Origin of the sequence: Mycobacterium cajalii (assembly GCF_045809005.2) — a bacterium.
In the GTDB taxonomy this organism is placed as follows: Bacteria; Actinomycetota; Actinomycetes; order Mycobacteriales; family Mycobacteriaceae; genus Mycobacterium.
The window spans coordinates 2,914,720-2,937,327 of record NZ_CM141436.1 but is presented as its reverse complement, the minus strand read 5'-3'; the positions used below and the strand labels follow the sequence as shown (position 1 = coordinate 2,937,327).

General features: G+C 67.1%; 22 protein-coding genes. 15 read left to right on the top strand and 7 right to left on the bottom strand.

The features are described 5' to 3' along the window. Positions 1-69 precede the first annotated feature (69 nt). Both ACJ512_RS13915 and ACJ512_RS13910 read left to right on the top strand, forming a co-directional pair. The gene (locus ACJ512_RS13915; RefSeq protein ID WP_407688032.1) at positions 70-426 is read left to right on the top strand and encodes a hypothetical protein; all 357 of its coding nucleotides are present in this window, start codon (positions 70-72) and stop codon (positions 424-426) included. Further along, the gene (locus tag ACJ512_RS13910) at positions 419-1,045 is read left to right on the top strand and encodes a Dabb family protein (RefSeq protein WP_407688031.1); all 627 of its coding nucleotides are present in this window, start codon (positions 419-421) and stop codon (positions 1,043-1,045) included. The genes ACJ512_RS13915 and ACJ512_RS13910 overlap by 8 nt, the downstream gene beginning before the upstream one ends. Here the strand turns inward: ACJ512_RS13910 and ACJ512_RS13905 are convergent. After that, the gene (locus ACJ512_RS13905; protein ID WP_407688030.1) at positions 1,042-1,929 is read right to left on the bottom strand and encodes an SDR family NAD(P)-dependent oxidoreductase; all 888 of its coding nucleotides are present in this window, start codon (positions 1,927-1,929) and stop codon (positions 1,042-1,044) included. The genes ACJ512_RS13910 and ACJ512_RS13905 overlap by 4 nt on opposite strands. Further along, entirely contained in the window at positions 1,926-3,857 is a 1,932-nt protein-coding gene (locus tag ACJ512_RS13900; RefSeq protein WP_407688029.1) for a flavin-containing monooxygenase, read from the bottom strand. Before ACJ512_RS13900 ends, ACJ512_RS13905 begins: the two co-directional genes overlap by 4 nt. 102 nt (positions 3,858-3,959) lie before the next feature. Between ACJ512_RS13900 and ACJ512_RS13895 the strand changes: the two genes are divergently transcribed. Further along, positions 3,960-5,534, top strand: a complete 1,575-nt coding sequence (locus ACJ512_RS13895; RefSeq protein ID WP_407688028.1) for an acyl-CoA synthetase — start codon at positions 3,960-3,962, stop codon at positions 5,532-5,534. 17 nt (positions 5,535-5,551) lie between these two features. Here the strand turns inward: ACJ512_RS13895 and ACJ512_RS13890 are convergent, their stop codons facing one another. Then, positions 5,552-6,448: a hypothetical protein gene (locus tag ACJ512_RS13890; protein WP_407688027.1), complete on the bottom strand. Its 897-nt coding sequence runs from the start codon at positions 6,446-6,448 to the stop codon at positions 5,552-5,554. A gap of 294 nt (positions 6,449-6,742) precedes the next feature. On the opposite strand from ACJ512_RS13890, the gene ACJ512_RS13885 reads away from it, so the two are divergent. The 11 genes from ACJ512_RS13885 to ACJ512_RS13835 all read left to right on the top strand — a co-directional run bounded on the left by ACJ512_RS13885 (position 6,743) and on the right by ACJ512_RS13835 (position 17,338). Further along, positions 6,743-7,345, top strand: a complete 603-nt coding sequence (locus ACJ512_RS13885; RefSeq protein ID WP_407688026.1) for a TetR/AcrR family transcriptional regulator — start codon at positions 6,743-6,745, stop codon at positions 7,343-7,345. A 191-nt stretch (positions 7,346-7,536) separates the two neighbouring features. Next, positions 7,537-8,643, top strand: a complete 1,107-nt coding sequence (locus tag ACJ512_RS13880) for a zinc-binding dehydrogenase (RefSeq protein ID WP_407688025.1) — start codon at positions 7,537-7,539, stop codon at positions 8,641-8,643. A 16-nt stretch (positions 8,644-8,659) separates the two neighbouring features. After that, the gene (locus tag ACJ512_RS13875) at positions 8,660-10,078 is read left to right on the top strand and encodes an aldehyde dehydrogenase family protein (RefSeq protein WP_407688024.1); all 1,419 of its coding nucleotides are present in this window, start codon (positions 8,660-8,662) and stop codon (positions 10,076-10,078) included. Then, positions 10,075-10,851: a crotonase/enoyl-CoA hydratase family protein gene (locus ACJ512_RS13870; RefSeq protein WP_407688023.1), complete on the top strand. Its 777-nt coding sequence runs from the start codon at positions 10,075-10,077 to the stop codon at positions 10,849-10,851. The genes ACJ512_RS13875 and ACJ512_RS13870 overlap by 4 nt, the downstream gene beginning before the upstream one ends. Continuing rightward, entirely contained in the window at positions 10,851-11,990 is a 1,140-nt protein-coding gene (locus tag ACJ512_RS13865) for an acyl-CoA dehydrogenase family protein (protein ID WP_407688022.1), read from the top strand. Before ACJ512_RS13870 ends, ACJ512_RS13865 begins: the two co-directional genes overlap by 1 nt. Then, complete coding sequence (locus ACJ512_RS13860) at positions 11,987-13,012, top strand: acyl-CoA dehydrogenase family protein (protein ID WP_407688021.1); 1,026 nt, start codon at positions 11,987-11,989, stop codon at positions 13,010-13,012. Before ACJ512_RS13865 ends, ACJ512_RS13860 begins: the two co-directional genes overlap by 4 nt. Positions 13,013-13,082: 70 nt before the next feature. After that, the gene (locus ACJ512_RS13855; protein ID WP_407688020.1) at positions 13,083-13,562 is read left to right on the top strand and encodes a nuclear transport factor 2 family protein; all 480 of its coding nucleotides are present in this window, start codon (positions 13,083-13,085) and stop codon (positions 13,560-13,562) included. Next, entirely contained in the window at positions 13,559-14,431 is an 873-nt protein-coding gene (locus ACJ512_RS13850) for an SDR family NAD(P)-dependent oxidoreductase (protein ID WP_407688019.1), read from the top strand. Before ACJ512_RS13855 ends, ACJ512_RS13850 begins: the two co-directional genes overlap by 4 nt. Positions 14,432-14,498: 67 nt before the next feature. Next, positions 14,499-15,416, top strand: coding sequence for an alpha/beta hydrolase (locus ACJ512_RS13845; protein ID WP_407688037.1), 918 nt, complete (start codon positions 14,499-14,501; stop codon positions 15,414-15,416). Between the two features lie 45 nt (positions 15,417-15,461). Beyond that, a complete protein-coding gene (locus ACJ512_RS13840) occupies positions 15,462-16,538 on the top strand; it encodes a hypothetical protein (protein ID WP_407688018.1) in 1,077 nt (358 codons plus the stop codon). 17 nt (positions 16,539-16,555) lie between these two features. After that, positions 16,556-17,338, top strand: a complete 783-nt coding sequence (locus tag ACJ512_RS13835; protein ID WP_407688017.1) for an SDR family NAD(P)-dependent oxidoreductase — start codon at positions 16,556-16,558, stop codon at positions 17,336-17,338. A gap of 81 nt (positions 17,339-17,419) precedes the next feature. Here the strand turns inward: ACJ512_RS13835 and ACJ512_RS13830 are convergent, their stop codons facing one another. Genes ACJ512_RS13830 through ACJ512_RS13820 form a run of 3 tightly spaced genes read right to left on the bottom strand, consistent with a single transcriptional unit; the run spans position 17,420 to position 19,879 of the window. Beyond that, on the bottom strand, positions 17,420-18,433 hold the full coding sequence (locus ACJ512_RS13830) for an NAD-dependent epimerase/dehydratase family protein (RefSeq protein ID WP_407688016.1): 1,014 nt from the start codon (positions 18,431-18,433) through the stop codon (positions 17,420-17,422). Between the two features lie 19 nt (positions 18,434-18,452). Beyond that, positions 18,453-18,692 carry a ferredoxin gene (locus ACJ512_RS13825; RefSeq protein ID WP_407688015.1) on the bottom strand — a complete coding sequence of 80 codons (240 nt, stop codon included), beginning with the start codon at positions 18,690-18,692 and terminating at the stop codon, positions 18,453-18,455. A 44-nt stretch (positions 18,693-18,736) separates the two neighbouring features. Further along, on the bottom strand, positions 18,737-19,879 hold the full coding sequence (locus ACJ512_RS13820; protein ID WP_407688014.1) for a Rieske 2Fe-2S domain-containing protein: 1,143 nt from the start codon (positions 19,877-19,879) through the stop codon (positions 18,737-18,739). Positions 19,880-19,981: 102 nt separating this feature from the next. Here ACJ512_RS13820 and ACJ512_RS13815 point away from each other — a divergent pair, with 102 nt between their 5' ends. Then, on the top strand, positions 19,982-21,685 hold the full coding sequence (locus ACJ512_RS13815; RefSeq protein ID WP_407688013.1) for a 3-ketosteroid-delta-1-dehydrogenase: 1,704 nt from the start codon (positions 19,982-19,984) through the stop codon (positions 21,683-21,685). Between the two features lie 52 nt (positions 21,686-21,737). On the opposite strand, the gene ACJ512_RS13810 is transcribed toward ACJ512_RS13815, so the two are convergent. Further along, positions 21,738-22,415 (bottom strand): helix-turn-helix transcriptional regulator, encoded by a 678-nt coding sequence (locus ACJ512_RS13810; protein WP_407688012.1) that lies wholly within the window; start codon positions 22,413-22,415, stop codon positions 21,738-21,740. Between the last annotated feature and the right edge of the window lie 193 nt (positions 22,416-22,608).

Sequence of the window (22,608 nt, the reverse complement as noted above, 5' to 3'; positions counted from 1 at the left end):
GTCAACACCAGGTTCCCGATAATCGGGAGCCGGCCTCGCCGGGCCGCGCCGGTGTCATACGGTCGGCTCATGGCCGACGGTGAAATCTTCGTGATCGATCGGGTCGTCACTCGGCCCGGATGTGCCCGTCGATTCGTCGACACCTACCTCGCCGAATACGCTCCCGGCGCACGCGCACGGGGCATGACGCTGCGTGACGTTCTGGTCAGCCCGCCCATCTGGTTCGACGAATCAGTGGAGCGGGTCAACACGGTCACCATCACCTGGACGCTGCCGAGCGCACCGGCGTGGTGGCAGATGACCTGGAAAGGCCGGCCGGACCCGGCGCTGGGCGAATGGTGGACAAAGGTCGGTGGCTTGGTGGTCGAACGGTCCCGGTCGTTCGCTGCGGCCGCCGCCGACGTGGACGGACTTTGCAATGTATAGCGTCACCCGGCTGATCGATGTCGCCGAGCCGGACCGCGACCGCATGCTCGCCGGATTGCGTGGGGCCGCGTCCAACGCCGGAGCGCTGCGTTGGGTGGTGGCGCCCACGCTGCCCGGTTCGCGTAACGGCGGCGACATCCTGGTTCACCTCCGCTTTGCCGTCAAAAGCCAATGGGACTGCACGGCAGGCCGTTTCGCCGAGCTCTTCGCCGAGTCCGCGGTCAGCCGGGTGAACGGCGCGGCCTACTCGGGAACGCCCGTACTCGGCAACGACAGACCGGGAACCGTTTACCGGGCGCTGCTGTTGAGTGTGCTGCCCGGCACCGATGCGGCCACCATCGCCCGTTTCGAGGCCGACCTGCGGCTGATGCCGCGGTACGTGCGCACGATCACCGACTGGCAGCTGAGCAGGGTGGAGGAGGCGACCGGCACCTCGGCGTGGACTCATGTGTTCGAACAGCTTTTCACCGACGCGGACGGTTTGACCGGGCCCTACCTGATGCATCCGATCCACTGGGCGGTCGTGGATCGCTGGTTCGACCCCGAATGCCCCGACGTCATCGTGCGCGACCGCGTCTGTCACAGCTTCTGCGCCAGCACCGGGCCCGTACTGGGTTAGAGCCCCGCGGGAGAGATGTTCGGGTTGGCCGTCGCGGGTGGCTGCAGCGGCGGCAACACCGTGGTGCCATCCAAGCTGTGCACCGGCAACTGCTGCGACCACGGATAGTGCAGGCTGAACGCCACCAAGCCGGTGCGCTGCGCGGCGGGCAGATGACACATCGCCAGCACCGTCTCGGCTAGGTATTCCACCGGCTCGGTCGGGAAAGTATCCGGAATGAGTTGCGCAGCGCCGGGTGTGCGGACCGCCGTCGAGGGGCCGACGCAGTTGACGGCGATGTCGGCGTCGAGAAGTTCCGCGGCCACCCCCTGGGTGAACCGGTGCAGGGCGGCCTTCATCGACGCGTAGATGACGTCGCCCGAGATCTTGTTGTATTCCCGGTAGGGCCGCACCGGCGCCACGCCGGTGACCGAGCCGATGTTGACGATCCAGCCCGCGCCTTGCTTGCGCATCTGGGGCACCGCCGCTTTCGTCAGGACGAACGGCACGCGCAGGTAGTGCTCCACGGTGCGGTCGAACGTTTCCAGGCTCATCGCCTCGACCAGCGAGTAGTCGGCGAAACCGGCGTTGTTGACCAGGATGTCGAGTCGGCCGGCGCGCTCGAGCACCTCGCCGATCAGCCCGTCGCGCTGCTCGGCGTCCTCCAGGTCGGCCGCGACGCCGAACGCCTGGCCGCCCGCGGCCTCGATGAGACCGACCGTCTCGGCGATGGTGCCCGGCAGCGCCGCGGTCGTTCCTGCCCGCGTCGACAAGGACGGGGCATGCGATCGCGCGGTGACCGCCACGGTGGCGCCTTCGGCGGCCAGGCGCTGCGCGATCGCCCGGCCGATGCCACGGCTGCTGCCGGTCACCAATGCCGTTCTGCCGGAAAGGAGTCCGCTCATCGCAGCGTGAAATCCTCTTCGAGCGGCGCGCGATGGTCGCGCCAGAAGTCGATGAGGCGATACGGGAACGCGGTCACGATCCGCCCTCCGCCCGAGCGGTAGTAGGTGTGGGCGGACGGAGTGTGGCACCAGACGGTACCGGCCATGGTCTGGTCGATGTCGGCGACATAGCGCTCGTAGGCGCTCTGCGTGACCTCGATGGTGGCCGCCTTGCGCAGCGCCATCAGCTGCAGGCATTCCATGACGTAGTGCACCATCACCTCGACGCCGAAGTTGTGGCCCGCCCCGTGCCCCGGGCTGTAGTTGGGGGCCGACGAAACGAACATGTTCGGGAAACCGGGCACCATCCCGCCGCGGTAGGCCCGCGGGATGTCGCCCCACTCGTCGCTGAGCTTCTTGCCGCCGCGGCCCCGGATGTCAACGGTGGACAGGAAATCCAGGTAGTAGCCGGTCGCGTAGATGATGATGTCGAGGTCGATCTGCCGGCCGTCGGCCGTGACGATGCCGGCCTCGTTGACCCGCGCCGGTTCGCTCGCCTCGACGTCCACATGCTCGCGCGCCAGCGCGGCGTAGTAGCCGCCGGGATCCCGGATGATCCGCTTGCCGTAGGGAGCGAAGTCGGGCGTGACCTTGCGGGCCAGTTCGCTGCCGGCGCCGAACACCCGATCGATGTAGTCCTGACACATCCGCAGCAGCACGTCATTGGCCGGCGAGATCGACAGATGCTCGGCCGCCCACTCCGGGTCATGCAAAATCACCGGGTAGTTGTTGTCCGCCGTCCCCCAATACGACTTGAGGCGAACCCAATTCGCGTAGTGCGGCACCCTGGTGCCCAGCCACCGCTGGTAGGCCGGAACGTCGTCGGACGCCCGTCGCCGCGGTGCCACCCAGTGCGGCTGCCGCTGGAATACCGTCAGATGCGCAATCTGGTCGACGCACGCGTCGACGATCTGCACCGCGGTGCAACCGGCGCCGATCACTGCAACCCTCTTGCCCGTCAGGTCCAGATCGGGATCCCATTGGGCGGAATGGACGGAAACCCCCGCGAATGTCTCCAGGCCGGGCAGGTCCGGCCAGCGCGGACGGTTGAGATAACCGGCCGCAGGAATCACCGCGTTCGCGTAGCTGATGTCGCGGGCGCCATTGGGACCGACCGCGTGGATTTCCCACTGCTGGCGGGTTTCGTCCCACCACAGCACTTCGACCTCGGTGCCGAACCGCGTGTGGCTGCGCAGGTCGTTCTTGTCGGCCACCGACACCAGGTAGGACTGGTACTCGGCGCCCTGCGGGTAGTAACTCGACCAGTCGCCGTTGATGTCGCGCGACAGCGAGTAGTACGCCGACGGGGTGTCCACACCGATGCCCGGATAGGTTGTCGTGTACCAGGTTCCGCCGACCTCGCCGTGTCGCTCGATGATCTGGTAGTCGATGCCGGCGTCTGTGCACGCGAGCGCGGCGGTGATTCCGGCGATTCCCGCGCCGATGATGGCGACCTTGAAGCCGTCGGGAAGCTTGGCGGTGCGCGGCAGTACCGGCTGGGACGGCTGGAATCCGCCCTGCTCGAGCAGCAGCGGGAGGTACTCGGGACCGATTTCGCCCCCCAGGGCGACGGGTGCGATACGGGCGAAAAGGTCGCGGTCGTCGGCACGGACGGCGTCGCTCGGGCGGGGCGACTGCAGCGCCGCGACGACCGCGTCGACCAGCTCCGCGGCCGTTGCGGGATCGGTGACACCGGCTTGCTCGGGCGGATCGGGGACGTAGCTGATCTTCCCTGCGAACCGCTCGACGACCCCTGGGTCACCGGTCAGTTGCGCCAGCACGGCAACCAGCACGCCGGGATCGGCCTGGCGCAGGTTGGCTCGCAACTCTTCGGGGTCCAGGTGGACGTATCCGGTGCCTTCGGTCGTGACGGGGACGCCAGCGCTCATGCCGGCAAGTATTGGGGCGATCCGCGGTCGCGTGCAGCCCCTTGTCTACTCAGCGGGACGCCGATGGCCCGCAACCGGGTGTTCGCGCCTACCGTGGCGGGAATGCAGTCCCAGGATCTGGACGCGATCGTCGCGCGGGCTCGCAGCAACGGACTCGGCGATGTCCCCCGCCGGTCGGCTCGCCGGCACCCCGACAAGACTGCGATCATCGACGGCGACGTCGCGTTGAGTTTCACGGACTTCGATCGGTTGGTCGATCGCGCGGCGGCCGCGTTGCAGAACAACGGGTTTGGCGTCGGCGACCGTGTCGCATTGCTTTCGCACAATTGCTGGGAGTACGCCGTGCTGGCGTTCGCGACGGCGCGCGCCGGCGTGGTCCTGGTGCCGATCAACTTCATGCTGACCGCCGAGGAGATCGCGTACATTCTCGGCCACTGCCGGGCCCGCGGATTCATCGTCGAGTCCGAAATGACAGCGACGGCCGAAGAGGCGATGCGGCGCGGCGGTGTGGTCACAACCCGGGTTGCGTTGGCGCCCGCCGGCCGTGAGGCCCCGCCCGGCTGGGACGACTTCGCGCACTGGCTGGACACCGACAACGCGCCGCCGAGCCCGCACATCGACGACGACCAGCTGGTGCGGCTGATGTACACCAGCGGCACCGAGTCCCGTCCCAAGGCGGCCATGCACACCAGCCGCAGCCTGATGTGGCAGTACGTGAGCACCATCGTCGCCGGGGAGATGGCCCATGACGACATCGAGATCCATTCGCTGCCGTTGTACCACTGCGCGCAGCTGGACAACTTTTTGGCCACCGACATCTACCTGGGTGCCACCAGCATCATCCTGCCCCGCCCAGACCCCGAAACGGTGCTACGCACGATCGAGCGCTACCGCGTCACCAACTACTTCGCTCCCCCGACGGTCTGGATCTCGCTGCTGCGTTCACCGGTGTTCGATGAGGTGGATCTGTCCAGCCTGCGCAAGGGCTACTACGGTGCGTCGGCCATGCCGGTCGAGATTTTGGCCGAGATTCGGCAACGCCTACCGGAACTGAGGCTGTGGAACTTCTATGGCCAGACCGAAATGGCGCCACTGGCGTCCGCCCTGGGCCCCGACGAGCAAGACCAGCATGCCGGTTCAGCCGGGCGCCCGGTCGCCAACGTGGAGACGACGATCCTCGACGACAAGGATGAACCGGTCACCACAGGTGTCGTCGGCGAAATCGCGCACCGCAGCCCGCATTTGATGCTCGGCTACCTGGATGACCCGGATCGCACCGCCGAAGCCTTCCGAGGCGGTTGGTTCCACTCGGGCGACTTGGGCTTCTACGACGAGCACGGGCTGCTGCACGTTGTCGACCGCAAGAAGGACATGATCAAGACCGGCGGCGAGAACGTCGCCAGCCGAGAGGTCGAGGAGGTTCTGTACCGCCACAGCGGTGTTGAAGAGGTGGCGGTGTTCGGCATGGCGCACCCGGTGTGGGTGGAGGCGGTGGTGGCGGCGATCGTGCCTCGCGACGGCGTGACGTTGACCGAGCAGGACGTCGTAGCCCACTGTCGAGGGCACCTGGCGGGCTTCAAAACGCCCAAGCGTGTCTTCTTCGTCGATTCGCTTCCCAAGAACCCCAGCGGAAAGCTCCTCAAGCGCGAATTGCGAGAAATGTTCGGCTCTCGATAATCGCCGCTGGCCGCCGGTCAGGAGACCGGGATGATGGGGATCTTTTTCATGGCGCTGGCCCGGGGATCGGGCGCGGCTGCGGCAGCTCGATGGTTCTCCTCGCCGCGGGTGTAGGTCCACACGCAGAACGGCTCGCCCTGGGCGAACTTGAGATCCTTCGGCGGCAAGTTGATGTCGAGTTTGCAGCCGAGGAAAAACGGCGCGGAAATGCGCTGCTCGAACGTGCAGTTCATCCAAGCCCGCGCCGGCGGGTACAGCCCTTCGTCGGTGTACTTCTGCAGCACCTCGCACCGCCGCATGTTCAGAACCACGTGATCGGGGTTGTGCACGATGTACTCACCGCCGTAGCCGAGCGTCCCGTCGATGCTGAGGCAGGCCAATTTCAGGTAGTCGACCACGTGCACGGGCTTGATCCGCAGCACCTTCGCCAGCTTGGGGTATTCGTAGTCGATGATCAGTTGGTACATGTCCGGCAGACCCAACCAGACTTCGTCTTCGGGGATGATCTTCGTCCATTGATCGACGAAGTAGTTGTGCCCCTTGAGATATTGGTCCCAGTAGGTCTTGATCAGCCGGATGAGGGCTTCCTTTGTGAAGTCCTCCGTTTGGACATCGAATGGAATAGCTTGATACTGAGCGTTTTTCCAATCCCACCCCGGGGGCGCTATGAAGCGGCCCATGGGCATCACCTGCCGCATCCCGGCGCGCGACACCTCGGCGGCGACGTCCATGGCCGTGTTGATGCCTACCCTGGGGGCGTAGGTGGTGACATGAGCGTAGGGAACGAAGTTCAGGGTGTCCTCGAAGACGCGGGCCAGCCCCAACAGGAAGTCCCGCGAGAAGTCCTCCACATTGCCGACCTTTCCCATGAAGTCGTGGGTGTAGTCGTCATAGTTCAAGCCGTCTTCTGTCATGTTCACCGGAGCTCCTCCTCGATAGGTCTCTATGGGTCTCTATAGGTCCGACCGTGCAACAGCAGCTTTCGAGCCATCCCGGGAATCGAGGCAACGCTCGACGCCCCAGACAACCTGGCAGACTCTGCAACGTGTGGCAGAATCTGACAGCCCTAGGGTACGGACAAACGACACCAGAGGATCAGTCGCGATGACCGCTGAGTGGGACACTGGATGCCGGCTCGATCGCGTCAGCCACAATCCGACGTTGCCCGCAGTTTCGACGCGCCCGCACGGGCGGAAAGGGAGTCTGACGTGAGCGCGCCCGGTAAGCAGGCCCGAAGCGAACGGCGCGCGGAGCAGCTCCGCTTGGATATCGCAATCGCAGCGCGCGACATCTTCCTCGCCCAGGGATCGACGTCGGCAACCGTCGAGCGCATCTGCGAGGAGGCGGGGATCGCGCCTCGCACCTTCCACCGGCACTTCCCGGTAAAAGAAGACGTCGTCATGCCGCTGTTTCGCGAATTCGGCAGGCTCAGTGTCCAAGTGCTTCACCATGCCCCGTCCACGAGCAACGCCGTCGACACCTTGGTGGAAGCGTTCAGTACCGAAGTCCCCAAGCGCGGGCAGGTCGAGACGGACCGCCGGTTCTTGGCCCTGATGCTCAACTATCCGCAGTACAGGCTGCGCTGGCTTGACTGGGGAGAAGACCTGGCCGAGCCGATATCGGAGTTCCTTGCGGCCCGGTTCGACCTCGGCGCGGACCCGTTTCGTCGCGAACTGCCGGCGCAACTCGTGATCCAGTGCTGCAGACACGCCTACGTTCACTGGGCGGTGGACGGCGACTTCCGCCGCCTGAAACGCGGTTTGCGAACGGGAATCGAGATGGCGCTCGCATCGCTGACGCCTGGACCGTGATTGCTGCACAAGCAATCCGCGCGAGAGCGGTGACCGCTGGGCGGGAAGGGAACGCGTCAACCGGCGGGGGCAAGGCTTAATCTGGCCGCCACCAGATCCGTCGTCACCCAGCTACGTGGCTCCTGTTCGCGCCGGTCACGCCACGTAGCGACCCCGTCAGTCCCAACACCACCGAAAGGAATGCGCCCGACGTGTTCACAGGTCGCATCGCGCGGTTCGACGAGCCCGGCAAGCCGTTCGAGATCGAAACGGTCAGCTTGCCCGACGTGGGTCCCGGCGAGATCCTGATCAAGGTCAGCCGCGCCAACATCTGCGGTTCGGACGTGCACGCCTGGCACGGCACCTTCGCCACTCGCGGCCTGGGCGGACAGCTGCCCACCGTGCTGGGCCACGAGATGGTCGGCGCGATCGAGGCGCTCGGCGACGGTGTCAGCAAGGATTCGAACGGCAAACCGCTGGCGCCGGGCACCAGGGTGGTCTTCCCCTACTTCTTCTGCTGCCACGAGTGCCGCAACTGCCTGGCCGGGCGGCGCAACGCGTGTGTGAACCTGAAGATGGCGATGCTCGGGCGCGCCGACGAGCCGCCCTACTTCGTCGGCGGGTACGGCGACTATTACCTGCTGCCCGCCGGCGCGGTGGTCTACACCGTTCCCGACACCGTCTCCGACGACATCGCCGCGGGCGCCAACTGCGCCCTCTCGCAGGTCATGTACGGCCTGGAGCGGGTCGATGCGCAGCTCGGCGAGTACGTGGTGGTGCAGGGCGCGGGTGCGCTGGGTCTGTACGCCGTCGCCGTGGCCAAGGCGCGCGGCGCCGCCCGGGTGATCGCCATCGACGGGGTACCCGAACGGCTGGAGCTCACGACCGCATTCGGCGCCGACGACGTCATCGACATCACCGAAGTGCCCGAAGTCAAGGACCGGGCCAAGGTCGTACGCCGATTGACCGACGGTCAAGGGGCCGACGTGGTGGTCGAGGTGGTCGGACACCCCTCCGCAATCGACGAGGGGCTTAAATTGCTCGGGCAGTTCGGCCGTTACGTCGAGATCGGCAACATCAACATCGGCAAGACCTTCGAATTCGACCCGTCGCGATTCGTGTTCGGCAACAAGTCGATGGTGGGGGTCTCGCTCTACGACCCGGCCGTGCTGGCACGGGCGCTAACCTTCCTCGAGCAGAACCACGATCGGCTACCGCTGAACAGACTTGCGGCAGCGACCTATTCGCTCGACGACATCAATCATGCGTTCACCGCGGCCGAGGCCAAGCACGACGTCCGGGCCAGTATCGTCCCCTGACCGAAGGGAATCGCACATGCACGACTACGACCGCCGCACACTGTTCATCGACGGGCAATGGGTCAAGCCCGCCGGCGAGGACGTCATCGAGGTGATCGACCCCTCCACCGAGCGGCCGATCGGGTCGGTGCCCGCCGGTACCGCCGAGGACGTCGACGCCGCCGTCGCCGCCGCCCGCCGCGCCTTCGACCCGCTGATCAGTGTCGCCGAGCGCCGCGAGCGGGTCGCCGCCGTGATCGCCGCGATGGAGACGCGGCTGCCCGACATCGCCGAGACCATCAGCCGCGAAATGGGTGCGCCGCTGCGCATCGCGCAGACTGTGCAGACCCAGGTCCCGCTGGCCGTCGCCCGAGGTTTCGCCGGCGTGCTCGAGACTTTCGAATTCGAAGAGCACGTGGCCAATTCGCTCGTCGTGCGCGAACCCTACGGCGTGGTGGGAGCCATCACGCCGTGGAACTACCCGCTGTATCAGGTGGTGGCCAAGGTGCTGCCGGCGATCGCCGCCGGCTGCACCACGGTGCTCAAGCCCAGCAACGAGGCGCCGCTGTCGGTGTTCGAGTTCGTCGAGGCAGTCGAGGAGGCCGCCCTGCCCGCCGGCGTGGTGAACCTGGTATCCGGCAGCGGCGCGGTGATCGGCGAACGACTCGCCGAGCACCCCGACCTCGATTTCGTGTCGTTCACCGGGTCCACCGGCGTCGGCGCCCGGGTCGCCGAGCTGGCGGGACGGTCGGTGAAGAAGGTGGCCCTCGAGCTCGGCGGCAAGTCGGCCAACGTCATCCTTGACGACGCCGACCTGTCCACCGCCGTCAAGGTGGGCGTCGGCAACGCGTTCCTCAACGGCGGGCAGACGTGCATGGCCTGGACCCGGATGCTGGTGCCGCGGTCGCGCTACGGCGAGGCGCTGGACCTCGTCGCGGCCGCGGTGGCCAAATACACCGTGGGCGATCCGTTCGACGCGGCCACCCGCATCGGGCCGTCGGCGTCGGCCAAACAGTTCGAGACCGCGCGCGGCTACATCGAGCGCGCCCGGCGCGACGGTGCGCGGCTGCTCACCGGCGGCCCCGACAAGGTCCGCGATATCGGGTACTACCTCGCGCCCACGGTGTTCGCCGACGTCGACCCCGCCTCCGAACTGGGTCAGGAAGAGGTCTTCGGGCCGGTGCTCGCGGTCATCCCCTTCGACGACGACGCCGACGCGCTGCGCATCGCCAACTGCACCCCCTACGGCCTGTCCGGCGCGGTATGGGCGGGCGACATCGACCGCGCGATCGCGTTCGCTCGCGGCGTGCAGACAGGCCAACTCGACATCAACGGCGGCAACTACAACCCGATCGCCCCCTTCGGCGGCTACAAGAAATCGGGCATCGGCCGTGAGCTGGGCCGAGCGGGGTTCGAGGAGTACCTGCAGACCAAGTCTCTACAGTTGCCCGCATGAGCGCGCCTCTGCACATCGCCGCCGACGGGCCGACGCAGCTGTGGACGATCAGCATGCCCGCGGTGGGCAACGCGATCACCGGCAACGACTTCATCGCCGCGCTCGAGGCGGCCGTCGATGCGGCGAACGCCGACACCACCGTTCGCGCCGTCATCCTGACCGGGGACGGCAAGATCTTTTCCGCCGGAGGCAATGTCAAGGAAATGGCCGACCGCGCCGGAATGTTCGGTCTCGACGCGATCGACCAGCGGCGCGCCTACATCGACGGCGTCCAGCGCATCCCGAGGGCGTTGGGACGTCTCGAGGTGCCGTTGATCGGTGCGATCAACGGGGCCGCCGTCGGCGCGGGCTGCGATCTGGCGATGATGTGCGACATCCGCATCGCCTCCGAACGGGCGTCGTTCGCAGAGAGCTTCGTGCAACTCGGCCTGATCCCGGGGGACGGCGGCACCTGGTTTCTGCAGCGGGCGATCGGCTACGAGCGCGCCGCCGAGATGACGTTCACCGGCGACCGCGTGGATGCGGCGACCGCACTCGATTGGGGCATGATCAGCCGCGTGGTGGCCAACGACGACCTGCTCCCCCAGGCGCGGGCGCTCGCCGAGCGCATCGCCAAGAACCCGCCGCACGCGTTGCGGATGGCCAAGCGGTTGCTGCAGGAGTCGCGCACCGGAACCCTGGAGTCGACGCTGGGGATGGCCGCGGCCATGCAGCCGCTGGCCCACCACGACCGCGAGCACGAGCAGCGCATCGCCAAGTGGAGAACGCGCTGATGACGCTCCCCCGGCTGGTGCCGCCCGCCCGCGTCGACCCCGCGACGACCGAGGGCCTGCGCACCGAGGTGCGCGACTTCCTCGCCGACCAGCTGGCCGCCGGGGCGTTCACCCCGTCCGTCGACGCCTGGCTGACCGGATGGGACGAGGACTTCACCGCCGCGCTGGCCGCACGTGGGTGGCTGGGCATGACGGTGCCGGTCGACTACGGCGGGCACGGGCGGTCCTTCCTGGAGCGGTTTGTCGTCACCGAGGAACTGCTGGCCGCCGGCGCGCCCGTGGCGGCGCACTGGATCGCCGACCGCCAGATCGTGCCGTCGCTGCTCAAATACGGCACCGAACAGCAGAAGTCGGAGTTCCTGCCGCGCATCGTGCGAGGCGAGTGCTTCTTCGGCATCGGCATGAGCGAACCGGACTCGGGCTCGGATTTGGCCAGTGTGCGCACCCGCGCCACCCGCGTCGACGGTGGCTGGTCGTTGAGCGGCACCAAGGTCTGGACGTCGGGGGCCCACCGCGCCCACGCCTTCATCGTCCTGGCGCGCACCGCGCAGGTGGATCCGGCGCACCGCCACGCCGGGCTCAGCCAATTCATCGTCGACCTGCGCGGCCCCGGCGTCGAGATCCGGCCGATCGTGTCCATGAACGGCGCCCACCACTTCAACGAGGTGATCCTGGATTCTGCGTTCGTCCCCGACGAGATGGTCTTCGGCGAGATCGGCGACGGCTGGCAGCAGGTGACCTCCGAGCTCGCCTTCGAGCGCAGCGGACCCGAGCGGTTCCTGTCCACCTTCGTGCTGCTGGCGGCCTGCGCGGATCGCATGGCGGCCAATGCCATCCCCCGCGATCCGGACCTGGGGCGGCTGGTGGCGCGCATCGCCGGCCTGCATCAGATGTCCACCGCGGTGGCCGGCGCGCTGGAGCGGCACGAGCCCGCGGACCTTCCCGCCGCCGTCGTCAAGGTACTGGGCACCACCACCGAGGGCGACATCGCGGAATTCGCCGACCTACTTGACTCCCCCGATGCGGTGTTCGCCGGCCTGGTACATGCGGCCGTCGACCAGCGGCCCGGGTTCACACTGCGCGGCGGCACCAACGAGGTGCTGCGTGGCGTGGTCGCGCGCGGCTTGGGCATGCGATGACCGCCGGGCCCGGCCCCGACCCCGCACTCATCGACATGATGGATGCGGTGTTCGCCGGACACCGCGAAAAGCGTCCGCCCTCCACGACCGTCCGGCGGGATCCGGACCTGTGGCGGCATCTCGACGAACTCGGCCTGGTGCGGCTGACTGGCGACGAGCAGCACGGCGGCAGCGGGGCCGGCTGGGCCGAAGCGGCCGAGCTCCTGGCCGCCGCCGTCCAGCACGGAGTCCGAATCCCATTGGCGGAACATGATTTACTGGCATGCTGGCTACTGGATGCGGCGGGAGTGCCAGTAGATGACGCGGTCCGGACCGTCTGCGTGCTCGACGCGAAGGGGTCCGCGGCGCAGGTGCCGTGGGCCGCTTCGGCCGACCGGGTGGTGCTCGTGTGGCGCGCCGACGGGCAGTACCGGGTCGCCGACGTCGCGCGCGCGACACTCACCATCACCGCGGGCGTCAACCTGATCGGCGAACCGCGAGACACCGTGGCCGCCGATCTGGCCGCTCTGGAAGGTACCCCGGCCGGCCCGGCCCTCATCACCCAGCTCGGGCTGAAGTCGGGGCTGGTGCGCGCGATCCAGGTGTGCGCCGCGCTGGACCGGATTCTGCAGCTGTGCGTCGAGCATGCGACCTCCCGGGTCCAGTTCGGCCGCCCGCTGGCGAAATTCCAGGCCCTGCAGAACCTGGTGTCCGACATCGCGACCGAGGCGGCGCTCGCTCGGGCCACGACGGAAGCGGCGCTGAGTGCCGGGATGGCCAGTCAATGGTCGGGACCGAATCTCGGCTTCCTTGTCGCCGTCGCACGTTCGTGTGCCGGCCACGCGACCTCGGTGGTGGTGCGCAACGCACACCAGGTGCACGGAGCCATGGGCACCACCCGCGAGCACCGGCTGCACGAATTCACCCGGGCCGCGCTCGCCTGGCGTTCGGAATTCGGTTCGGTGGGGTACTGGGACCAGCAGGTCACCGACAGTGCGATGCACGCGAGCGCGGGCGGGCTGTGGAGCCTGATCACCGGTTGACTCGCGGGCACGTTCCACTGACCGGGCACCGGGTCTGTTGTCGGGACCACCCGCGGAGTTGACTGCTCCCATGGCAAACGACATCACGCTGCCCGAATTGCAGGAGTTCATCGCCGGCTTCTGGTACCACTACGACGAGGCCCACTACGACGTGCTGGTGGCCAGTTACGCCGAGGACGTTCGCTATCTGACCCGAAGCGATTCCGGCGCAAGCCCTTTCGAGGAGTTGATGTCACCGGAGCTCACCGGCCGTGACGCGGTGATGGAGTGGCTGTCCGAGCACCGCACGCAGAGCCCGTACCCGTTGCGCCACCACGCCACCAATGTGCACCGCACCGGCACCGACGGTGACGTGACCCGGGCTCGGTTCTACATCTTCGTCAACCAGATCGCCAACTTCGTGCCGTTCGCGGTGTCCAGCGGGGTCGTCGACGTCGGGGTCCGGCGCGGCGCCGACGGACTTCAGTTCACCGAGATGGACGTCGTCCTGGACGCCACCAACTCGGTCCTGCTGTCGGAGTTGGCCGCCGACAGCGCAGCGGGTTCGTGAGCGCCCGGGAATCGTTCGGCGGCGGGGTCGCCGTCATCACCGGAGCGGGCTCCGGACTGGGGGCCGGTTTGGCGCGCCACGCCGGCGGGCTGGGCATGACCGTGGTGCTGGCCGACATCGACGGGGCGGCGGCCGCCTCGGTGGCCGACGAACTGCGCGCGGCAGGCGGGTCCGCGGTCGACGTCGTCTGCGACGTCCGCGACCCCGACGCCGTGCGGGACCTTGCTGAGCGGGTGTACCGGGATATCGGGGCGGTGCGGTTGCTGGTCAACAACGCCGGCATCGAACAGTTCGGCTACCTGTGGGACACGCCGGTGGCCAACTGGCAGCGCATCATCGACATCAACGTCAGCGGCGTCTTCTACGGTGTGCGGGCGTTCCTGCCGAAGATGATGGCCACCGACGAGCGGGTGTGGGTGTGGAACATCGCGTCGGTCGGCGCGGTGGTGGCGATTCCGCTGCAGGCCCCGTACATCGTCAGCAAGCATGCGGTGCTGGCGCTGACCGAGTGCCTGTACCTGGAGGTCGAATCGACCGGGCACGGCCGTCACATCCACGTGCAGGCCGTACTTCCCGGCCCCGTGTCGTCCAACATCTTCGAGTCGGCCGGCGGAGTCGACCCCGGCGGGTGCGTGGACGTTCAGGCCGCCGAGGCGCAACGCTCGACAATGCTCGACATCAAGGCCACGGCCATGGACCCGCAGGAAGCCGCCGCGACGCTGTTCGAGCAGGCCACCACCGGACACTTCTACCTGCACACGCACCCCGAGGCGGTGGGCGCCGCGATGGCTGAGCGGGCCGATGTGCTTGCCGCGCAACGCTCTCCGACGCTGCGCCTCGAGAGCCGCTTCGAATCGACGAAGCACTGACACCGTGACGCCGGCACTGGATCCCGACGCCGCGGCGCGCGTGGCGGCCTTCGGTCCGATCGCGCCTATGCGGCAGCGCGGACTGGCCGCGGTGCGCGCCGGGCTGGAATCCGCCCCCCTGCCCGACGCGATGCCCGACATGGCCGCCATCGACGAGGCCGTCATTCCCGGTCCCGCGGGCGACATCCCGGCCCGGATCTACCGTCCCACCGCCGAAACCGGCGGCCCCGTGTCGGTTTATCTGCATGGCGGTGGACTCGTGATGGGCTCCAACCACTCCTTCGAACCCCTGGCGCGCGAGCTGGCGGCGGCGTCGGAGGCCGCCGTCGTGGCCGTCGAGTACCGGCTCGCCCCGGAGTCCCCGCCGCCCGCGCAGTTCGACGACGCCTACGCGGCCACGGAGTGGGTTTCGCGGAACGCGCCGCAACTCGGTGTCGATGCCGCACGGCTGGCCGTCCTCGGCGACAGCGCCGGCGGGTCGCTCGCGGCCGCCGTCGCGCTCGCCGCCCGCGACCGCGGCGGACCCCCGATCTGCGCGCAGGTGCTGCTGTATCCGGGGCTGGACCGCGACATGTCCGCCCCGTCGGTCACCGCACTGGCCGATGCGCCGATGCTGGCCCGCGACGACATCGACTACATGCACGCCCTCGTCGACGGCGACGCCGGCCCGCCCACCGACCCCTACCTGGTCCCCGCGTATGCCTCCGACCTGACCGGCCTGCCGCCGGCGATCGTGGTGACCGGCGGTTGCGACCCGATCCGCGATTGGGGCGAGCGCTACGCCGCCCGGTTGGCCGACGCCGACGTGCAGACCACCACCACCCGCTATCCGGGCGCCTACCACGGCTTTTTGATGCGCTCCGACGCAACGGCGCGGGGCCGGCTGGCTATCGCCGAGGTCGGCGCGCTGCTGTGCGCCAAATTTCGGCATCCGGTGCGCTTTGACGTCCCGATCACCGGACAGCCGTCGACCGCATTGCGTTGACGCTGCCCACAATCAAGCGATTCAGGATTGCAAAGGAGACTGCTGATGCTCACCGACGAGCGGCGGATGGAGCTTTCCGACGTATTGCGGCCCGCCGCACCGCCCCGCGAGATCGACAATGTGTACACCGACGACCAACGCGAGCGCCTGCTCGACGTCGTGCATTCCGAGGGTCCGTGGAAGCTGATCATCGCCCAGCATTTTGCGTCGCCCGACGAGCTGATGGCCACGATGAGCGGCGTCTTCCCGGAGGGTTTCACCCCTTCGCTGGACCTGTTCTTGACGCCGACCTTTCGCGGCTACCTGGCCAACTACGGCGCGGTGCTCTACCCGCAGCTGCACGACTGCTTCTACAACGAGCGGTTCCTCGAGATGGCCAAGAGCTACTGGAACGCTGAATACGCCAAGCCGCAGTTGATGCTGTTCAACATCAACGGGCCGTGCGCCAACCGCGACCCGGGCCATCTGGATTCGCCGAGCTTCCGCGGCGTGCGGCACGAGAACGCGCCCACGTGGCTGACCAGCGTAATGGGCAAATCCGGATTGTTCCGTGACTACCTGATCAAGATGGCGCAGGTGATCACCTGGTTCTCGCTCGATGACGGAAGCGGATTCACCTATTGGCCCGAGGGACCGTTGAAGGCGCCACGCCGTGTGCTGCCGCCGATCTACAACCGCGGTGTCGTGGTGCAGAACGAGATGATGGTGCACCGTGGTGAGGCCAACGGCCCACTGGACCAACAGGTTCCGGCTGGCCTGGCGTTCGACACCATGTTCACCGGCGACCCGGGTGACCGCGACCACTGGCTGCTGCAGAACGGTGGGGAGGTGATCGCCCGCCACCACACCGATGAGCTGCGCTTCCTGGTGCACTGGTCGGCCGAGGTGTTCTCCGACTACGAGGAGCTGAAGAAGAACATGGAAGGCTCCGATGACCTCACGGTGGACAAGGCCATCGACATGATGGTCGACGACCTCGCGGGCAAGGGCATCAAGCTCGATATCCCTGGCGAACCGCTGCACGACCCGGCGTTCATCGGCGCCCTGAACGCCGCCTACGACATCGGCGGGCCGACGGCTTACCCCGAAACAGCCCCGCTCAGCGCCTTCCAGCTGGCATGACCGAAAGGAGTTCGCTGATGGATCGTTTCGCCGACAGGCGGGTCATCGTCACCGGAGCCGGCTCGGGGATCGGACAGGCCACCGTCGCCCGGTTGCTCGACGAGGGCGGCACCGTCGTCGCCTACGACATCTCGGCGGACGGGTTGGCGGGCACGGCGGCGGCGGCTGAGGACGCCGGCACCGGGAAGCGCCTGACCACCGCCGTCCTCGACATCTCCGACGAGGACGCCGTGAGCGCCGCGGTGGATGCGGCCGTCGCCGAACTCGGCGGGCTCGAGGGGTTGGTCAACGCGGCCGCAATTCAGCGGTGCGCCAACACGCATGAGCACCCGCTGGCCGACTGGAACGCCACCCTTGCGGTGAACCTGACGGGCACCTTCCTGATGACTCGTCAGGCGCTTCCGGCGCTGCTGACTTCCGGCCGCGGCGTCGTGGTCAACTTCACGTCCACCGCGGCGTCATTCGCTCACCCCTACATGGCGGCCTACGCGGCCAGCAAGGGCGGGGTGTTGTCGTTCACGCACTCCCTTGCGCTGGAGTATTCGAAGCGGGGGTTGCGCGCGGTCAACATCCAACCCGGTGGCGTGGCCACCGCGCTGGCGCTGAGCACGCTGGACAAGATGCCCGAGGGTTACGACTTGGGGCTGTGGGCCAAGCAGACACCGCTGCTGCACGGCAGCGAGAACGAAATCCTGGGTGACCCGAGTGCGGTGGCCGCGGTGGTCGCCATGGTGGCATCCGACGACGGCTCGTTCATCACCGGCACCGAAATCCGGATCGACGGCGGCGCGCACGCCTGACGTGCAACATGCCGTTCCGGAGCTTCAACTGCCCTGTGCACGTTTGCACAGCGATGCCCCCTCCTGCCTTGGTTACCACGGCTACCCGCGCCGCGTCGCTCGCGGCGCTTCGGCGTTCGAGCCCCGGTCGAATGTCGCAATGATGGCTTGAGTGGCCGACCGCCACGCAACGTGCAAATCGCGCAGTGTTTCGGAGTCGTCGGTCGGTATCGCCGCGGTGATAAGTTGCGCGGCTTCGAAACTGAACCCGCTGCCCAGTGGCACCACCGCGGCGGCAAGATCAGACAATCGGCCGACGAGTCGAAACATACCCGCGCTCATCGGTACCCGACGTATGCGCCGTGCCGACCCTTGTTCGATCGCCGAGATCATCGCATCGAACGTCAGCATCTGCCCACCGCACAGATAACGCCGCGGCCCGCGCCCCGGCCGCATCAGGCGCTCGTGGACGTCGGCGACATCGCGAACGTCGATCATCTGCATGCCGGCACTGCGCAGTCTCGGTGCGACCCGAAACCGGACCATGGTCCCCCAACCTTGCTCGGTGATACCAGGTGGTGTGTGCAGCGCCGGCCCGACCACACTGGACGGATAGGTCACCACCACTGGCGCACCTCGACGCTGCAGCTCGCGCGCAACTCTGTCGGCATAGGACTTCGTCCGCGCGTAGGCCGACCGACCTTGGGCCGTAGGCGAATCCGGTCCGATTATCCGCCCCGGTGGCGGGAACAGCGCACTGTAGCTCGACACCAGGACAATCGGGTCGAGCCCCAGCGCCACACCGCGACGCATCACCCGCTCGGCGGCGTCGGCGTTGATATCCCACATCAATCGCTCACGCCGGTTGTCGGTGCCCACCACGCCCGCGCCGTACAGCACAGCGTCACAACCCTCCAGCAACGCATCGATAACCCCCGGCGCCCGAAGATCGGCGCGCAGTACCGATACCGGCCCCGCGGAAGCGAACCGGCCCATCAGCACATCGTTAGACCAGTGCGGCTCCACAAGTAGCTTCACGCTGTGCCCAGCGGCGAGCAGCGCGCTGACGATATGAGCGCCGAGGTAACCCGTTCCGCCCGTCACCGCAATGTGCATCAGAAGCTCTATTCGGCCACTATTCGGCCTGGACGATCGTGAGCTCTCCCGCCGCTACGGCGTCCTCGATCGAATGGCGCAAGCCCGAACATGCCAGGAACAGCTCCTGGCGGTTGCCGGCGAAGCGATCGGCTTCGCGGCGCTCGGCGCACCGCTTCGTCGCGTCGGCATCCCACTGCACGCTGGTCTGATTCCAGCTGCTTTTGCGGACCAGGACCCGTGCCCCGCAGGTGCGACATGCGACGGAAACCATGGGCATGTCGTCGAGGCGATTGTCGGCCCTGCCGGCCCCAGCCGGCTTCATCACACCGAGCCGGTGGTGGCCGCCTGTGCCGCCATATTCGCCTCGACCTCTTTCATCCACGTCTCGTAGGGTCGCGTGGTATCGAGTTCGAACTCGAAGCGGTCCACCATGTCCGGTTGCACGTCACCGACGTCGACGTAGAACTGCTGGTACCAGCGCCGCAGCTGGTAGACCGGCCCGTCCTCCTCGACCAGCAGCGGATTGTCGATGCGTGCCTTGTTCCGCCAGATCTGCACATCCTGTTCGAATCCCAGCTTGACGAAGTCGCCGAGGCCGACGGCCGTCTGCATGGCGAGGTCATCGGGCAGCGTGGCCGACTTCTTGACGATGATGCCATATTGCAGCACAAAGGAATTCGCATCGATTGGATAGTGGCAGTTGATGAGTACGGTGTGGTGATCGGCCTCCGCGTAGTGATAGGTCAGGTCGTCGATCATGAAGGACGGACCCCAGTACGAGGCCACGGAGGTGGTACCGAGCATCTGCGCACCCTCGGTGCCGCCGAGGTCCGGGCGGCCCGCACTGTTCATGTACTGCGTCGCCACGTGTCCTTCGAAGATGTTCTTGAAGTACGTGGGCAGCGATCCGTGAATATAGAAGAAGTGCGCCATGTCCACGACGTTGTCGATGATTTCGCGGCAGTTGGTGTGGACCACGGTCGTGTACCAGTGCCAGTCGGTCCATTCGTCGCTCATGGCACCCTCGATCCGAGGGATCGTCACCTCCGGTGGGGGCGGATTGCCTTCGGGGTCGTTCCACACGAACAACATGCCGTCCTGTTGCAGGGTGGTCCAAGACCGGGTGCGGGCAAGCCTGGGGGTGCGCCTGCTGTACGGCACCTGCTTGCAGCGTCCGTCACCGCCCCAGCGCCAGTCGTGGAACGGGCATGCGATCTCATTGCCCTTGACCTCGCCCTCGGACAGGTCGCCGCCCATGTGGCGGCAGTAACCGTCGAGCACATTGACCCTCCCGTCGGCGCCGCGGAAGACGACGAGCTTTTGTCCGAAGGCGTTCACGGTATGCGGCTTGCCGTCGCCGAATTCCCGGAGCAGACCCAGACAATGCCAGCCGCGGGCGAACCGCGCCGGCGCGGCATCCGCTTCGATGACTCGGATTTGGTCGGATTCAGACTGCGACGTCATAACGCCTATTCAACCCCCATAACGCCGATTTGGGTGGCCTGTTGTTCCACTCATCAGGAAGGCTCTTCCTTTGCAGCAGCGCCCGGGCCTACCGTTTCATTCGTGACCGCGCACAGCTCGACGATTCCCGCTGGCCTATCGGTGACCGACACCTGCGTTGACCTACTGGTTGTCGGCTCGGGCACGGGCATGGCGGCTGCACTGGCGGCTCATGAGCTCGGCCTGTCGGTGTTGATCATCGAAAAATCGTCGTGTGTGGGCGGCTCGACCGCCCGGTCCGGTGGTGCGCTGTGGCTGCCCGCCGGCCCGGTGCTGCAGGAAGCTGGGGCAAACGACACGAGCGAGCGGGCTGCCCTGTACCTGGATTCGGTGGTTGCCGGCTCGGCACCCGCGCAACGTTCCGCCGGGTTCCTGACGCACCTGCCCGCGACCGTCGACATGCTGGCCCGCACCACTCCACTGCGGCTTTTCTGGGCACGTGAGTACTCCGACTACCACCCCGAGGCTCCCGGCGGCAGCGCGGCCGGACGTACCTGCGAATGCCGGCCGTTGAATACCTCGATCCTGGGTGAACACCGCGCCCGGCTGCGGCCCGGGGTCATGGAGGCCGGCATCCCGGTTCCGACGACGGGCGCCGACTATCGCTGGATGAATTTGATGGCCCGGGTGCCACGAAAGGGAATCCCGACGATAATCAAACGATTAGCCCAGGGCGTGGGCGGGCTGCTGGTGGGCCGCCACTACGCGGCAGGCGGCCAGGGTCTGACGGCCGGCCTGTTCGCGGGCGTGCTGCGAGCGGGAATCCCGGTGTGGACCGATACCACGCTGCTGCGCCTCACCGGCGATTCCGACCGTGTCAACGGCGCGATCGTGGACCACGCCGGCCGTGAACTCACGATCACTGCCCGGCGCGGCGTGGTGCTGGCCACAGGTGGGTTCGACCACAGCATGGACATGCGGTGGAAATTTCAGTCCGAATCACTGGGCGCCAACCTGAGCCTGGGCGCCGAGAGCAACACCGGTGACGGGATCCGAGCGGCTCAAGAACTCGGCGCCGACATCGATTTGATGGATCAGGCGTGGTGGTTCCCCGCTGTTGCGCCGCTACCCGGAAAAGCGCCGGTGGTGATGCTCGCCGAACGATCGCTCCCAGGCTGCCTCATAGTCGACCAGGACGGCCACCGCTTCGCCAATGAATCAACTGACTACATGTCTTTCGGCCAGCGACTGCTCGAACTGGAACGCGCGGGAACGCCGGTCGAAACCATGTGGATTGTCTTCGACCAGCAGTACCGCAACAGCTATGTCTTTGGCGCCGAGCTGTTCCCGCGCATGAGAATCCCACAACCGTGGTACGACGCGGGTATCGCAGTGCGCGCTGACAGCCTCGCCGGGCTGGCCCCCCAAATCAACGTTCCCGTCGTCGATTTCACCGCCACGATGACCCGCTTCAACGAAAACGCTGCTGCTGGTGTGGATCTTGACTTCGGTCGGGGACGCAGCGCCTATGACCGGTACTACGGCGATCCGACTGTGACGCCGAACCCGAACCTGCGTCCGTTGGTCAAAGGCCCGTTCTACGCGGTGAAAATGGTGCTCAGCGACTTGGGAACTTGCGGCGGGCTCAAAGCCGACGAGCGGGCGCGGGTCTTGCGCGAAGATGGCGGTGCCATTGCAGGCCTATACGCGATCGGCAACACCGCCGCCAACGCGTTTGGAACGACGTACCCGGGGGCGGGTGCAACGATCGCGCAGGGACTGGTGTACGGCTACATCGCGGCCCGCGACGCGGCTGAGGCCAACTAGTGGTGATCGCGAGCGCGGCGGAGCCAGGCGAAGCGGGTCACCACCGTTCGGGCTAGTCGGCTTCCCGCTTGGCTTCGACCTGCTTCTCAACTTCTCGCCAATAGCCCGGTGCGGGACGTGGCTTTCCGGTGCCGCCTTTGGCGGCGTTTGCGATGATGGAGTCCGCCTCGTCGATGTCCTTCATCAATTCCAGCGCGAATTCGCGTTCGGCGGCGTAGTACTTAGCGGCCCAACGCAGAGCGATGACTGAATACGCCCACGCGGGCTCCGCCTCGGCCCCTTCGGCGTCCTCGACCGCTTTGCGATGTCGAGCCTCGGCGTACGCGACGTGCTCCTGCAGCAGTTCCTTGAGCCGGGCCGGGTTGCTGAGATGACCGAAGGTCACCCGCAGCAGGACACTGTGCTTGAGCACCGGCGGGTCCACCGGGGCGTTGTTGGTCCAGTCGGTCACGGCAGCCATCCCGGCCGGCGTGATCTTGTAGAGCCGGCGGCTGCGGGTGCCCTCGTCGCGGTCGACCCGCGAGGTGACCAGACCCAGGCCCTCGAGCTTCTTGAGCTCCGTGTAGATCTGGCTGTATGACGGGCTCCAATAGTAGAGGTCGACGCTCCAGTCGATCCACTTCTTGAGGTCGTATCCCGAGACTTCCTCTTCGTAGGACATCATTCCGAGCAGTGCCCAACTCGTGGCGGCGAGTGTCGCCTTTGTCGGGCTTGTGCCGGGGGCGTCCATCCGGCCAGGTTAGCAACACCGCGCGCCGGCTCGCGTGACATCGACCACTGGCCGGGACACCCCGCGTGGCGCCCTTTCGGGCTATCGCCGCGGCGCCTGACTGTGCACCACCCGGCGGGCGGTCCTCGGCGGCCAGGTCGTCGACTCGCACACAGGGATGTTCCCGCACGGCCGACAGCGCGGGTCCTTCGCC